Below are 15,486 nucleotides of genomic sequence, written 5' to 3' on the forward strand. Positions count from 1 at the left end.
TGCAAATAAATTGGTGTTGGCTTGTTTGTCATAGCGCAAGCTGTTGCGTTGTTGGCTACAACTCGCGCTATACAAAACAGTAAATTCAAAATGCTAATTAATATTGTATTTTTGTTTTAAATGTTATTTTGCTAGTGAAGAATTACAGGCCGACTTCAACCAATTTTTTGGTGTTTTCGATATTCAGATTGACAGGGTTATCACTTAAAATGGTATTGCCACTGACTTTAATTTCACCCATATCACCGATTGAAACGCCATCTTTAATTTCTTCACCGTTCATCATTGCAGTCGCAACTTGAACGAAGACTTGTCCTGCAACTTTAGGATTAGAAATGTAGCCACCATCAATAGCGCCTTTTTCTAGTAACTTAATGCCTTGGCCTGGGGTAAAGGTGCCGAATACACAGGTGGTATCATTTTTGCGGCGCTTATCAATAGCACGACCTGCACCGATAGGGCCTTGCGAGCCAAATGACATAATGCCTTTTAAGTCTTTGTGCTTAGATAACAGGTCATTAGCGGTACGCATTGAATCATCAACGGATTCTGCAACACCAAAACGGTCATCTACCATTTGCATTTTTGGGTAATTGGCTTTTTGATAAGCAATGGCAGCATCCGCCCACTCATTAACAAGAGGGACCGTTAAACTGCCGACGAACATGGCGTATTTACCTTCTTCACCCATACAAGCTGCCATATCTTTCATATGGTTAGCTCCCATGCTTTGGGTATCAAGTAATTCAAAGTCCCAGTCTGCGTTGGTTTGATTTGGAGATTCGTGAGTAATGACTTTAATACCAGCTTCTTGAGCGCGTTTTAATACAGGCTCAAGTACTTTTGCATCGTTAGGAACGACACCAATGACATCCACTTTTTTGGCGATTAAATCTTCGATGGCACGAACTTGTTCTGCTGGATCAGCCGTTGTAGGGCCAACTTGGAATGCGTTAACGCCCAGTTTTTTACCTTCTTCGGTGATCCCTTGTTCCATAACGTTAAACCAAGGAATACCACCGACTTTAACGACTACGCCCATCGTGAATGGCTTTTGTGCTTTTTGTGATTCGGCCATTGCGACATTGGAAAACAGTGCAACGCTCATTAAACAAGGTAAAACTAATTTTTTCATGTTCATAGTTGTATTCCTTAGTGTAGATGGATACTAAATAGAGATCTCTCATCAACATAGGGTCAATGTTATTATCTCATTTAGGTATGCCTATAATTAAGCGCTAAGGAATTATGGGTACATAATATCCCTGCACTTTTTAATACAGAAAATAAATGAATGATTATTATTTTACTTACATCACGGTTACGGACTTTTTATATTTTAATAAATTACTTATCACACTCGATAATATTTAAATTCGGGAATTGTTTTTGAAAATTAGTATCATTAAGCTTGTTAGTAATGAGTACGTTAATATCCTCAAAGGTACAAACTTGGCTAAAAGCATATTTTCCGAGTTTACTGTTGTCGGCGAGCAAAACTTTATTCTCTGAAACTTGCAACATAATATTTTTCAGCTTTGAATTTATTTCGCTACCATCACGAATACCATTTTCAATATTAAAACCTTGGCATGATAAAAATAAGGTTTTTATCTGAAAGCTACGAATAATACTTTCTGCAATAGGGCCATGAAAATCATCATGACGTTCTGAGTATTCACCACCAATCCCAATCACTCGTACACGATCACGGCAAGCCAGTGCTTGGATAATTTTGACCGAATTAGTGACAACAGTAATATCGATATCAGGTATTTGCCGTGCTAAAAACCAGCAAGTACTGCTGTTATCTAGCATAATACAGTCGCCGGGTTGGATAAACTTCAGTGCAGCCTTAGAAATTTTCATTTTCGCATCAGGGTGTTCTTCGGTTCTTTTGCGAAAGGATTCTGCACCATCGACCATTTGACTGAGTTTGACCGAAGAAGGTATTACATTGACCATTGGCATTTCTTCTTGGTCAATGGCAACGGCACCGCCGAAGCTACGAATAATTCGGTTTTCTCGCTCTAGTACTGTTAAATCACGCCGGATTGTTTCTTGGGAAACAAGACATAACTGAGCTAATTCACGCACTAACGCCGAACCATTTTGTGAAACATGAGAACAAATTAATTTATGGCGTTCGGCTTGTAACATGTTTAACTCCTATTTTTTCCACGATATTTATTCTGCCTGTGTTGCTTTTTTTTTGTCGTGATTAGATTCAAGTATTCCATTCTTGAAAAAAACAAAGCCGTTTAAAGTGATCTTGTATAGCTATATTTGAAAGCAATATGTAATCGTTACATTTTAGTTGTGATGTACGGCGCATTATTTGCAGTATCTTTCTGTGTTACTCATAAGAAACAAAAAAAAATGGGCTAACTCGGTCATATTTCCACGCCTAAATATTGACTTAATGTGACCAATAGTGACCGATTATGACCGATTGACTGTGGTTTGTTGCGAGTTTGTAAATGTGACCGCTTTTTAAATCAGCAAAATCTGTTTACCTTAATAGGTAGAGACAGGTTATCAACACACAAAATATACCCAGAGAATAAATTTTTGTTGTTGATATTAAAGCAAATTTTATAGCTAGGGGATTATTATGTTAGAACAATTGAAGCAACAAGTCTTTGAAGCAAACCTCGCATTACCAAAACATAACCTAGTGACCTTTACTTGGGGAAATGTCAGTGGCATTGATCGCCAAGCAGGGTTAATGGTAATTAAGCCATCCGGTGTGGATTATGAAACCATGAAAGCAGAAGATATGGTGGTTGTCTCACTGGGAACGGGAAAAGTTGTTGAAGGTAATTTTCGACCGTCTTCTGATACAGATACCCATCTGGCACTTTACAAGGCATTCCCTGAAATTGGCGGTATCGTGCATACTCATTCGCGTCATGCCACTATTTGGGCACAAGCGGGGCAGCCATTAAGTGCATTAGGCACTACACATGCAGATTATTTCTATGGTGAAATTCCGTGCACGCGTTTAATGACAGAAAATGAAATTGCTGGGGATTACGAAAGGGAAACGGGTAATGTCATCATTGAAACATTTAAAGAAAAAGGTATCACAGCCAAAGATGTTCCCGCAGTATTAGTTAACAGTCACGGCCCATTTGCATGGGGGACAAACCCTGATAATGCGGTGCATAATGCGGTTGTCTTAGAAGAAATCGCTTATATGAATTTATTTACTCGTCAATTACAGCCTGCTGTAGGGGCAATGCAGCAAGAACTGTTAGATAAACATTATTTACGTAAGCATGGTAAAAATGCCTATTATGGGCAAAAGTAAAGAATTAAATGTAGTGTAATTGACATAATAAATTGATTAAAAATAACAAATACTATTTCTTGATTTTTATTATAGTCAAGGAAGGGGTTATTATACAAATAACCACAAAGAAATGCAGTGTGATTATTACTGTTATTAAAATAATACCCCTTAAAGAGATACCATCATAAAACTGTTCATTAAAGTTTAAATATAATGTTTATATACCCATATCCTAAAATAGAAAATAGGCGGTAATTAATTATTATCTATAGGGAAATGAAATTAAGACAATAGAATAGGTTAGAAGCGCCCCTATTGTTTCCTAATAGCGAAAACAATAGGGGGCAGTTTATTCTAAAGTGTGACGCCCATTTTAAAAATGGCTAATTCGCGGAAGTCATTCACTTCATTTTTGGTTTGTTCTCCATTTACGACCTTAACCACATGTTGAATAAAGTCAGCCAATAACTGATCCATGGATTTACCGGTTAATAAGGCACCTGCATTAAAATCAATCCAATGGGGTTTTTTGGCGGCCAGTTCATTATTAGTGGCAATTTTTAATGTTGGTACAAACCCACCATAAGGAGTTCCACGACCCGTAGTAAATAGCACTATATGGCAGCCTGCGGCGCCTAATGCACTGGTTGCAATCGCATCGTTACCTGGAGCACTTAATAGGTTAAAGCCCGGTTTTGTTAGGCGTTCGCCGTATTTTAATACATCCATTACTTGGCTGGTTCCCGCTTTTTGAGTACAACCAAGGGATTTTTCTTCTAGCGTAGAGATACCGCCTGCTTTATTACCCGGAGAGGGGTTCTCATAGATAGGTTGATCATGAGCAATAAAATATTGTTTGAAGTCATTGATCATATTTACTGTTTTTTCGAAGGTTTGTTGGTCATGACAATGGTTCATTAAAATCTGCTCAGCACCAAACATTTCTGGCACTTCGGTTAAAACAGTCGTTCCATTATGGCTGACAAGGAAATCAGAAAAACAGCCTAATAGTGGGTTGGCGGTGATCCCTGATAACCCATCAGATCCACCACACTCAAGGCCAAATTTCACTTCACTAAGCTTGCCTGACACACGTTTATCTTGTCTAACTAATTGATAAAGTTCATTAAGGTGTTCAACGCCCGCTTCAATTTCATCTTCCAATTGTTGACATACCATAAATTTAACGCGATCAGTATCGAAATCACCTAATGTTGCTTTAAACTCAGCCACTTGGTTATTTTCACATCCCAACCCAATCACCAGAACGCCCCCTGCATTAGGGTGTTTTACCATATCTTGCAAAATAGTACGGGTGGTTAAGTGGTCATCGCCTAATTGAGAGCAGCCTAAGGTATGGTTGTAAAGATAGACCCCGTCAATATCAGTCGCTTCATTGTGCTGTTTATTGAAGCGTTCGATCATTTTTCTTGCAAGGGCATTGACGCATCCAACCGTTGGGATCACCCAAATTTCATTACGGACGGCAATGTCACCGTTATTGCGGCGATAAATTTGTACTTCAGGGTCAGGGAGAGTTGCCGCAATTAGGTTACATTCTGGGTCATATTCATAGTCATTTAATGCACTTAAATTTGTTGCAATATTATGAGTATGCACATGCTCACCAGCACTAATTGCAGTGGTTGCATGACCAATTGGGGAACCGTATTTTAAGATATTGTGATCTTTTTCAATCGGCACTAATGCGATTTTATGACCGCGGGCGACATCCTGTTTTAGGGTGACGGAGTGGTTATCAATAGTGATAGTTTCTCCTACTTGCCTATCAGTTAGCGTAACAGCGACATTGTCATTGGCATGTATTTTAATTATATCTTTTATCATGTTTAGTTCCCTGGGCTGGAAATCGGATGTAATGGGATCAACCAATCATATCAAGGTGTGATCAATCATTTTATTGACTAAATTTCAGGCATTATACTATTTGGTTTATATCTTTTAAAGGTGTTATACCAATTTAACTGTAATTTCTTTTCTTAACATTTTCTATTTCACCCAGACATGGTAAATTTCGTTATACTTAGAGCGTTTAGATGCTGGTTACACAGGGTTGTATTGCGAAAGGAGAAAATGATGAGCTCACAAGAGAGTGAACCACGCTTATATCAGCAAGTTGCCGCTTTGGTTAAAGATAGAATTGAAAATGATGCGTACCCAATAGGGACAAAACTCCCCGCAGAACGCTTACTTGCAGACGAAATGAATGTCAGCCGTACGGTGATCCGTGAAGCCATTATTATGTTAGAAGTCGAAGGTTATGTGGATGTTCGCAAAGGCTCAGGTATACATGTTATTAGTAACCGGTCTAACAACTCGGTTAATACGGACAGCGGGCTCGAGTTTAGTCGTTGTGGCCCATTTGAATTACTACAAGCAAGGCAATTGATTGAAAGCCATATTGCAGAGTTTGCCGCGACTCAAGCAACTAAAGAAGATATTTTAAAACTGGTTGATATACAAAAAAATGCACGGAAAGAAGACCGCTTTCGTGATTCAACGTGGGATTTAGCATTCCATATGCAAATTGCAGCATCGACTCATAACAGCGCCATGGTAATTATTGTTGAGCAGATGTGGAGCCAGCGCTTGCGTAACCCATACTGGTTAAAACTTCATGAGCACATTGATAATAGGTCGATTGAAAGTTGGTGTGATGAACATGACCAAATTTTACAGGCACTTGCACGCCGTGATGCAAAGGGGGCAAGGCAAGCAATGTGGCAACACTTGGAAAACACTAAAAAAATGTTGTTTAATGCCACTAGTGATGACTTCGAATTTACCATGGATCGTTACTTTTTTGCGGATAGTCCAACCGTCGATCATAACGATTAGTTATTCCTCATCATCTTCAGAGATTTGCTTTAATGCGGGGAGATTCACTAAGATAATTTTCCCGTATTTTGCATCGATCCAACCTAATTTTTCCCAAGCAACCAAGCGCTTATTGATGGTTTGTCGAGTGGTATTAATGATCGTTGCTAGGTCATCTTGTGTTAGGTATAGGCTAAGTTGGATGCCTTTCTCATGGGGTTCTCCGTACCCTTCGGCTAAGCTAAGCAGCCGTTTAGCTAACCGAGCAGAAACTGACAATAAAGCGCTGTCATTGATAATGGTAAAAGCGTTGCGAATGACCTTACACAGTAAGATATTCAATGATTGATAAAAAACAGGGTATTTCTCTAAGATTGTAGCTAAGTCTTTTGGTGAAATCGTCAACAAAATTGTTGGGCTAATCGCTTTTGCATCGTGAGTACGGGCGGATTTATCTAACATGGCAATTTCGCCAAACCAGTTCCCGGGGGAAAGATAGCGGAATACACATTCACGCCCATCAGTAGAGATGGAACTCACTTTAACGGAGCCTTGAATGACGGCGTATAGCCCTCTAGCTGGGTCGCCTTGGTAGTGAACCATTTCGCCATCGTTATAAAAACGTAGCGTTGCGCATTCCATTAATATACTAATCAAATAGTCAGGTAAGTTATTAAACCAGCTATTGGTTTGTAAAATTTCAAGAATGTTTGCATGGGGCAAAACTAACTGGCTATTTTGTACTGCAATGTTCATCTGAATGCTCCCTGCATGAAATAAGCTGACTTTATCATGACATTTGGTAGGGGTATGTTCAATCCTGAACCACCGCAATATTTGATTAAACCTCTTTGTGTAATAAATGAAAGCTAATGTTGCCATTAATTAAGTAAAAACGAGCCACCGATGGTGGCCCGGGAACAAAGATTTAATCTTCGAATCGTTTTTCAATACCTAATCGTTTTAATGTCAGTATTAAAATACCGCCAATAAAGGCAACGAGCGCGATAAAGTACAACCCAGCTCGCGCAGATTCAAACGTCGTTTCTGCCCAGACTCTTAAGTTTGGTGCCACAAAACCGCCTAAGTTGCCCACGGAGTTAATTAAGGCAATACCGGATGCCGCAGCGGTTCCACCTAAGTAAGCCGATGGGAAGCTCCAGTACAGAGGTTGCATCGCTAAGTGACCTGCTGCTGCCACACACAGTGCAATAATGGCAATGACTGGAATGCTATCGAACAAGCCGGATACAGCAATCCCCGCAGCCCCTAACATAAAGGTAATCGCAGCCACTTTACGACGCTCTTTTAGGCGTTCAGAAATGCGCGGGACATAGTAAACTGCGATAGCCGCACACAGAGGTGGAATTGCCGTCACGAAGCCGACTAATATTCCAACTTTACTGCCTAATAGCGTCCCGATTTGGGTTGGCAGGAAGAAATAAATACCGTAACCACATACTTGAACAGTGAACCAAATTAAGCATAAATAGAGAACTCGCATATCTAATAGCGCACTTAAAGCGCCTTTTGGACTATGCCCTGCTTTGGCATTTTCTTCTGTGGCTAATTTAGCGGAAAGCGCACTTTTTTCTTCTGCTGTCAGCCATTTTGCTTTTTCTGGACGGTCATCAAGGTAGAAAAATACCCAAATCCCGACGAGAGAGGCGAGTAACCCCTCGACAACAAACATTAACTGCCAACCATATAAACCGAATGCGAATGATGAGCCTTCTAGTGCGAGTAATGAACCGGATAATGGTCCTCCAATAATAAAGGCTAATGGTGCACCAAATAAAAAATAGCCAGTGACACGGGCACGAATATTTTGTGGGAACCAGAAAGTTAAATACAGAATAACCCCTGGAAAGAAGCCCGCTTCACTCACGCCTAATAAGAAACGCAAGACAATAAAGGTAGTTTCATCGTGAGCGAACATCATTGCCGCTGAAACTAACCCCCATGTGACCATAATACGTGATAGCCATACACGTGCACCTATACGGTACAGTAAGATATTGCTTGGTACTTCAAATAGTGCATAACCAATAAAAAAGATCCCTGCACCAAATGCATAGGCGGCGTCACTTAACCCTGTTGTTAATTGAAATTCTTGCTTTGCAAAACCGATATTTGAACGGTCTAAATACGCTAATATGAACATTAATACCACCATGGGTATTATTTTTCGTATTGCTTTGCTGGTAGCCGATGATAAATGATCAGTATTGGTGGACATGGTTCACCCCAGTTTTGTAAGGTAATAATGTTATCTATTCATTTTTATTACGTGTTTAGCCCACCGCTGAGTTATCAGCAGGGTAGAGTATAGAGCTAATGAATAAGTAACTTAAAATGAATAATTCTTGTTATTTATTTCCCTTTCTCGTGGTGTTAGTGATGAAATAGCGAAAAAGGGAATTATTATTATTTCACGTTAAATTTAGCCAATGCTTCCGGTTTTAACGTCGTACCGGCTCCCGGAGCCGTTGGGGTGGTATAAACACCATCAATGACTTCAACTGGGTCAACAAAGCAATCCAATGTCCATGGAATAAATTCCAGTAATGAACAGGCTGGATGTGCCATGACTAAGTGCAATTGTGCTTGCATCATATCGCCATGGTGCGGTGTTACTGGTAAGTTAAATGCCATACCTAAATCCGCAATTTCCCATACCGCAGTTAAACCGCCGCAACGGGTTGCATCTGGTTGTAGGTAATCAACCGCGCCAGCAAGGACAAATTCTTTAAATGAATCATTGTGATACAGTAATTCACCTAACGCGATTGGTGTATCCATGTAAGCTGCTAGCTGCTTGTGACTTACCACGTCATCGTGCCACAGTGGCTCTTCAAACCATTTAATGTTGAAATCATTTAAACGGTGGCCATATTGCTTGGCGATGCTGATATCCCATTTACCGTTAGCATCGACCATTAGGTCAATATCATCGCCAATTGCATGGCGAACGGCTTCGATTCTTTGTAAATCTTCACGTGGATCTGGCTTGCCAATTTTCATTTTGATCGCTTTAAAACCTTCTTCGAAGATCATTTTTTTACAATCATCAACGAGATCGTCTTGGCTACGAACCAGCCAACCGCAGTCAGTATTATAAGCGTTCACTTTATTGTGTTTTGAACCGCCAAACAGTTGCCATAGTGGCTGATCGGCAGCTTTCGCTTTGAGATCCCACAAGGCAATATCAATGGCAGAGATAGCCATTTGCATCAAGCCACCACGACCTACCCAAATATTGGTCGAACTACGAGTGAGCTTACGATGTAAATAACGTACTTCAGTTGGGTCTTCACCCAGCAGCATGGGGCCAAAAACATCTTCAATGATGGTGGTAATTAAACGATCTGTAGTGATATCCGCATGTGTTCCTGTATGACCATAACCGACTAACCCACATTCAGTTTTGATCATGACACCCGGCATTCCCCAATGGGTAATGCTATGCGTCGAATCACCAATTAGATCATTAGTGACCGGAACGTGCATGATAAAGGTACTAATTTCTTTTATTTTCATTGTTATTCCCAGGTGTTGAAAGGTGGTTGATTGCCAATCTAACAGTGGGAAATGGAATTAACTGTCAAATGATTTACAGATCGTACCTTGAAAACGTTTTTTACTGATAAACATGAGCTAGATCTCTTTATTTTGTATGATACATCAAGGTTAAACCACCTAATTGGTATAATAACTTTTGTAAGAAATAAACACTGATTAAAATGAGTATTGGGGCTAAGCTGTAAGGGGGGTTAGCTGCTTGATAAAGAAAGTGAGGTAACAGGGGGGCGACCTCTCAATAAAAATTTTTCATGGGGTATAGGGTTAATTCTTCAGTAGGTTTAGAATAATTAATGCAAACTTTGTTGGTAATGGATAAAAAATGTGTAAACAATTACTTGTTTTATTTTTAGTCTTATTCATAAATTCTATTTCCCCATCTTTAGCCACAGTTGTTGAGCATAATACGCAGGATTGGCGGTTAGCCGATATTCCCCCTAAACTAATCCAAACCCAAAAAACAGAAATTATTTTTTCAAGGGTCGCGGGTGAAATGCGTGCGGTGGCTGAACTTAACCATAATCATGGGTTCTATGCTTATAACTCTTCAGGGGATTATAGCGCGATGCAATTTGGTAATGATTATGCGTTTGTAAAGGCAACAGCACTTGCGAATAAACCCCCTCGTTATATTCCAGATATTGATAGGTTAAATGACTTACAAAAACCCGTTTATGATTATCTAATCACACGGCAAAAAACGCCTGTTTATCAATCAGCTGATAGCAGTGGCCGGCAAATTGCCTCTTTATGGGCAAACTTACGTTATCCGGTCGTCGCTAGAATGATAAAAACCGATAAAATAGGTACAAAGACAGCTTGGCTGACAATTCGCTTAGGTGACAGACTAGGGTATGTTCATCTGGATGATGTTGCGTTGGATAAAGGTATTCCAATCTTAACTTATCACCATATTTTACAAGATAGTGAAAATAAACTGTTTCGTGAAACATCGACAGCCACTTCAGTGGAAGCATTCAGTGAACAAATGAATTACCTCAAGCAAGCGGGTTATCAAACCCTTTCTTTGCAGGATGTGGAAGATTATTTGAATAAATCAGCTAACTTGCCCGGCAAAGCCGTGGTATTGACTTTCGATGATGGTTTGAAATCCGTATACCGTTATGCGTTACCGATTTTAAGGCAAAATCATCAGCAAGCAACTTTGTTTGTTATTTCTTCAAGGGTCAAAACTCATCCAGAAAAGTGGTCTGCAGATTCGTTACAGTTTATGAGCAAACAAGAAATAAAAGATAGCCAAGATGTATTTAATATTCAATCGCATACGCACTTTTTACATCGTTTGGATAACCATAACTCACCGATTATTTTTAGCCGTAAACAACACACGGCCATGTTGGATTTTAAACGCTCAATGAGGCTACTTAGCCATTTTGAGCCAGAGCAGCGCTATTTAGCCTACCCCTTTGGTGGCTATAACCAATCTGCAATGGATGCCGCAAAAGAAGCGGGCTTACACCTAGCTTTGACGACAATTCAAGGGAAAGTGAAGCTAGGGGATAACCCATATGCCTTAAAACGCTTGTATGCATTTCGTACCGATCCCCTCGACAAATTTTCTCAGATGGTTGGGAATAGCGAACAGAATGTGGTTAATCAAAATATTATTATCGACAGGTGATATCCCGTTTAATGCACTGAATTCCTTTCTATCGGTATTCAGTGCATATCGGCTTGTTTGCCAGTTCCCATTTCCTTTAAGAACCGCTGCTGGTAGATAAACAGTTCCTTGGCATTGATACAGTGATATTCCATTGAGAACTGCTTTGCCGTTTGTTCGATGATCTTTGCAAGGGCAGGGTAGTGGCGGTGATTCCAGTTGGGAAACAAATGATGAGTTAAGTGCAAGTTTAAACCACCTAGCCAATAGGTGAGCCAACGAGGCGTGGTATGCCAATCATAAGTGGTTGAAAATGTATGTGTATAAAACCCGTGGGGCATATTACCTTCTTGGGGTGGGGTGTAGAAGGTTGCCTTTGCCCAGTGTGTGCCGAGTATCAAAACAACAAATATGAGTGATGCAAACATTTGGCTAAGCAAATAAGTGAGCAGCAATGTACCTAAGCTGATATCACTAACAACTAAGATAGGGATAATAATAGCGATAAACAGATGGAGAAATTTTGCCAATAAAAAGGTACTAAGCCCTTTCTGCCCTTGATGGCGCATATGTGGGGCGACTCTCGTGAAGTGAAACCTATCTAACCAATCAAAAAACCAGATCAACGCCGGAAATGTCATGGCTGCAACCAAGGGCCAGTACAGATGTTGCGCCCGCATAAAAGGGTACCAGCGTTGGTATGGGGTCTGCCGTAGCACAAAATTTTCTTCAATATCTAGGTCATAGTGACGAATATTCGTGTGGGCGTGATGAAAAATAATGTGTCTAACACGCCAACACTCAGGGTCTAGGCCAAGTGGGATAGTGACCCAGAAATTAAGCCAATAGTTGGCTTTCCCATGTTTAAAAATCGCATTATGGGAGGCATCGTGGACCAAATTAATCGCCAACAACAGGGCAAAACAGATAAAGAGCGGATAAAAAGTGAAAAAAGCCCATTGCGCATTCGCGCACAAGGCTACGATGTAACTGCCGAAACAGCACAATACTAAAACTAGGCTTTTTAAATAGAAGCGTAGATCTGCAAAACGGTGATCTGAACGGTCTTTTAAATACTGCATAGCAGCATTGTTTAATGCTTTTTGAAAAGCCTGATCATGGCGATGTTGATAACCTAATGGTCTTAGTGGCTCATTAGACATTGAGCACCTGCACTGGTTTACGACCAATGCCAATGAGCATCAGCAAACTATGTAACCACAGCGCACTGGTCGAAATTATCCAAAATGGGCTTGTCCATTGCCAAATAAATAGAATACAAATAAGTAATAAGCAGGCTATAAAAAACCAGCTTATTAAGCCACTTTTACGGCCATCTGATATCCCTGATAGGGCAATAGTTCCCAGTGCTAATAAAACAAATAAAATGACTTGTTGCTGTGTTGTACCTTGATAACCGTAGCCGTATAGGTAGACATAACCAATTACTAATATAAATAGCAGAAGTGTTCCTATCACAAGAGCAAATTGGTTAGTGCGAAATAACGGTGATGGTTTTTGGGTTGTCTGCCGGCGGCGATTAATAATTTTCCAAAAAGGTAAATTGCTATCAATAAATGGGTTCTCGGATGCTGGTGCACCCTTGATACCAAAATGGTGCTCTGTTTCTGGTAGCTTGGAAAAAGTGCCAAATAGCTTATCCCAAAAAATAAAACTACCTGCAAAATTACGGTTCGAGTAGTGCCCTTCCTTTACATGATGAACTCGGTGATGCTGTGGTGTCACCATAAACTTTTCTAACCAACCAAGGCGTGGGATCAACGCGCTATGGTTAAAAAATTGGATGGTATAGTGCAAAATGGAAACAGTAATAAAGACTTCTAAAGGCACCCCGATAAGAGCCAATAACATAAAAAATGGGATTGAGGTTAGAGATGAATACCATGAATTACGTACACCTAATGATAGGTTGTAGTGTTCACCTTGGTGATGTACTACATGTACTGCCCATAATAGGCGGTAAGTATGGTGTAAGCGATGCAGCCAGTAAAAGCCAAAGTCCCACGCTAAAATAGCAAATATCCAAATTAAAGCTGTTGGCCAGTTTTCAACAAGGTTGAATGAGTAGTGTGTAACGACAAAGCCATAACAAAAAAGCTCTAACCCTCTAAATAGCCACAACATAATATGACCAGAGTTCAGGTTAAAAACCAATTCCTGCCAACTTACCGACCCCTTTTGTGTTTTGGCGATCACTAAGCCTTCAACAATGACGACCGCTAACATAAAAATAATCGGAAAGGTTAATTCATTCATGAGCGTTTTCTCTCTAAGCCGTATTTTGCCATGTGGACAACCAACAGCGCTCCACAAGCGGTTACTGCTCCAGTGATAACATCAATAAATAAGTGGCGTTTTAGTACCAACACAGACACACAAATGGCTGCGGCCCATAAAAAGTACAACAGTGTTCGAAATTTATATTTTACCGACCATAATGCATTCAGTACGACAAGAGTCAATGAGACATGTAGAGAAGGTAATAAATTTTGAGGGCTATCAATCTTGATTAAAGCGGATAAAGCGTGAGCCGAAAATGAGGTTAAATCATAATCGTAATATTGCATTGTGGTTGGATACAGTAAATAAACAGCGCCAGAGACTAAGGCACATAATTGCATAGCAAACATTAATGACCGAGTTCGTTCTATTGGGCTGCAAAAATAGCCTAATGGGATAAACAAAAAGAAGGATAGATAAAACCAAACCGCACTAGGGGAGAACGGCACCGCGCTATCAACCGCACTTGGAGCCAGTAGATGGACATTATCTGTATTTTGACCAGTATAACTATACACAATGCCGACTGTTCCCCAGCCGATTAAGCAATATAACGCCCTAATGAATAACGTTTTAGTATTCATTGCTCTTCCTTTCGAATAATCCGGCGTTTTTTAATAGAGAGAGCTTGTTGAATTGGCTCAGATGATAATTGCCAGCGTAACTGAGTGATATCGACTTGCTGACGAGTGAAATAGTTTTCGAGTTGCTGTTGGCAATCATTTAATTCAAGCTGTGTACATTCCGCTTGTAAAATTAATAACTGGCCTTGCTGGGTCAACCGAAAGTCAGCGGTAAGGGGAATGCTATTGGCAATGACTCGGGCGCAGGGGTCTGCAAAGATAGTCACCGTATTCCCTTTTTGGTCGGGGAGTTGGAGTAAGTCATCACAACGGCCTTCGATACGTTCAATCGCTAATTCAGGGGAACCGCAGGGGCAAGGTGTTTTTTTCACAACTAAAACATCATCGAGTTGATAACGGACAATCGGCTGAGTTTTCCGCGTGAAATCAGTGATAATCGGAGAGAATCGTTCATCATCGATCCAGTTAGGTTCAATATGAATAAAGGCTTCATTTAAATGTAGAGTTCCATGCGAACAAGTACAGCCTAAAAAACCTTCAGTGGCTTGGTAGACCTCACCAACACTCGGGAAGCAGTTCTGTAATTTTTGTTTATCATGTTGTTCAAGCACTTCCGCCACTGAAATGACTTTTTGTACTTTTAATTGAATTTGTTGGCGGCTAATCGCTTGGGCAATAGCGCACAGCACTTGAGCTGGGGCAACAATAATAGAAGGTTGATATCTTTCTAGTTCGATTAATTGTTGTTGAAAATCCGCGAAAAGGTCATAAAAACGCAGGGATATCCAGCGGTTATTGACGCTTTCATACAGGTTATTATTGGCTCTAAGAAATAACGCAATACGCTCACCGTTGAACAGCCCACTCGGTAACATTTTGGCTAACATACTGCCAGACCAGATATTTTGCTCCTCAGGACTAACAACAAAAAGGCCGCGGCGACCTGATGTCCCAGAGGATAACCCAACACTATATTTCCCTACTTTAGGGGCAAAATCGCGAGATTGCTCACTTTTTTGTGCACAATCGAGTAATGTTTGGCGAGAAAGCCCTGCGGTATTCATCGTATCAAAATGACTCATCATGATGTGTTTATTCATGATGGGAAAATCATGGAGTGGTTGATGAATATACGGGGAAAAATAGCGGCTATTAGCCAATGTTTTTTGCTTGAATTGTGTTAAGCGCTTTTGCTGATAGGCTTCAAGTTGTTCACGGTTTTCAAATTTTAGACGGCGTGCTCGCCAATAGTGCCAAAGCATGGA

The 15,486-nt window shown here is 40.3% G+C and carries 13 protein-coding genes; 3 read left to right on the forward strand and 10 right to left on the reverse strand.

Features of this window, described 5'->3' with window-relative positions; genetic code table 11:
* Window positions 1–142 precede the first annotated feature (142 nt).
* Window positions 143–1,135, reverse strand: coding sequence for a substrate-binding domain-containing protein (locus tag ACPEH5_RS11740; protein WP_042845921.1), 993 nt, complete (start codon window positions 1,133–1,135; stop codon window positions 143–145).
* 212 nt (window positions 1,136–1,347) lie between these two features.
* Window positions 1,348–2,160, reverse strand: a complete 813-nt coding sequence (locus tag ACPEH5_RS11745) for a DeoR/GlpR family DNA-binding transcription regulator (RefSeq protein ID WP_042845509.1) — start codon at window positions 2,158–2,160, stop codon at window positions 1,348–1,350.
* Window positions 2,161–2,614: 454 nt separating this feature from the next.
* Here ACPEH5_RS11745 and araD point away from each other — a divergent pair, with 454 nt between their 5' ends.
* The gene (gene araD, locus ACPEH5_RS11750; RefSeq protein ID WP_131680073.1) at window positions 2,615–3,313 is read left to right on the forward strand and encodes an L-ribulose-5-phosphate 4-epimerase; all 699 of its coding nucleotides are present in this window, start codon (window positions 2,615–2,617) and stop codon (window positions 3,311–3,313) included.
* 336 nt (window positions 3,314–3,649) lie between these two features.
* Here the strand turns inward: araD and ACPEH5_RS11755 are convergent, their stop codons facing one another.
* Window positions 3,650–5,143, reverse strand: a complete 1,494-nt coding sequence (locus tag ACPEH5_RS11755; protein ID WP_042845506.1) for a UxaA family hydrolase — start codon at window positions 5,141–5,143, stop codon at window positions 3,650–3,652.
* Window positions 5,144–5,392: 249 nt separating this feature from the next.
* Here ACPEH5_RS11755 and exuR point away from each other — a divergent pair, with 249 nt between their 5' ends.
* Window positions 5,393–6,154, forward strand: coding sequence for a transcriptional regulator ExuR (gene exuR / locus ACPEH5_RS11760; protein ID WP_042845504.1), 762 nt, complete (start codon window positions 5,393–5,395; stop codon window positions 6,152–6,154).
* Here exuR and ACPEH5_RS11765 read toward each other — a convergent pair whose 3' ends face one another.
* The 3 genes from ACPEH5_RS11765 to ACPEH5_RS11775 all read right to left on the reverse strand — a co-directional run bounded on the left by ACPEH5_RS11765 (window position 6,155) and on the right by ACPEH5_RS11775 (window position 9,673).
* Complete coding sequence (locus tag ACPEH5_RS11765; RefSeq protein WP_042845502.1) at window positions 6,155–6,889, reverse strand: Crp/Fnr family transcriptional regulator; 735 nt, start codon at window positions 6,887–6,889, stop codon at window positions 6,155–6,157. It abuts the gene before it with no gap.
* Window positions 6,890–7,061: 172 nt separating this feature from the next.
* Window positions 7,062–8,372, reverse strand: a complete 1,311-nt coding sequence (locus ACPEH5_RS11770) for an MFS transporter (protein ID WP_166684978.1) — start codon at window positions 8,370–8,372, stop codon at window positions 7,062–7,064.
* A gap of 188 nt (window positions 8,373–8,560) precedes the next feature.
* Entirely contained in the window at window positions 8,561–9,673 is a 1,113-nt protein-coding gene (locus tag ACPEH5_RS11775) for a mandelate racemase/muconate lactonizing enzyme family protein (RefSeq protein WP_281110725.1), read from the reverse strand.
* 364 nt (window positions 9,674–10,037) lie between these two features.
* Between ACPEH5_RS11775 and ACPEH5_RS11780 the strand changes: the two genes are divergently transcribed.
* Window positions 10,038–11,357 (forward strand): polysaccharide deacetylase family protein, encoded by a 1,320-nt coding sequence (locus ACPEH5_RS11780; RefSeq protein WP_042845498.1) that lies wholly within the window; start codon window positions 10,038–10,040, stop codon window positions 11,355–11,357.
* Window positions 11,358–11,395: 38 nt separating this feature from the next.
* Here ACPEH5_RS11780 and ACPEH5_RS11785 read toward each other — a convergent pair whose 3' ends face one another.
* From ACPEH5_RS11785 to ACPEH5_RS11800, 4 genes are read right to left on the reverse strand one after another with little or no spacing between them, the layout of a single operon-like run.
* A complete protein-coding gene (locus ACPEH5_RS11785; protein ID WP_048606001.1) occupies window positions 11,396–12,499 on the reverse strand; it encodes a fatty acid desaturase family protein in 1,104 nt (367 codons plus the stop codon).
* A complete protein-coding gene (locus ACPEH5_RS11790; protein ID WP_166684975.1) occupies window positions 12,492–13,613 on the reverse strand; it encodes a sterol desaturase family protein in 1,122 nt (373 codons plus the stop codon). Before ACPEH5_RS11790 ends, ACPEH5_RS11785 begins: the two co-directional genes overlap by 8 nt.
* A complete protein-coding gene (locus ACPEH5_RS11795; protein WP_048606004.1) occupies window positions 13,610–14,221 on the reverse strand; it encodes a phosphatase PAP2 family protein in 612 nt (203 codons plus the stop codon). Before ACPEH5_RS11795 ends, ACPEH5_RS11790 begins: the two co-directional genes overlap by 4 nt.
* Complete coding sequence (locus ACPEH5_RS11800) at window positions 14,218–15,483, reverse strand: F390 synthetase-related protein (protein WP_131680218.1); 1,266 nt, start codon at window positions 15,481–15,483, stop codon at window positions 14,218–14,220. Before ACPEH5_RS11800 ends, ACPEH5_RS11795 begins: the two co-directional genes overlap by 4 nt.
* Window positions 15,484–15,486 lie beyond the last annotated feature (3 nt).

This window comes from Providencia sp. NPDC089933, from assembly GCF_049545585.1.
Lineage (GTDB): Bacteria > Pseudomonadota > Gammaproteobacteria > Enterobacterales > Enterobacteriaceae > Providencia > Providencia huashanensis.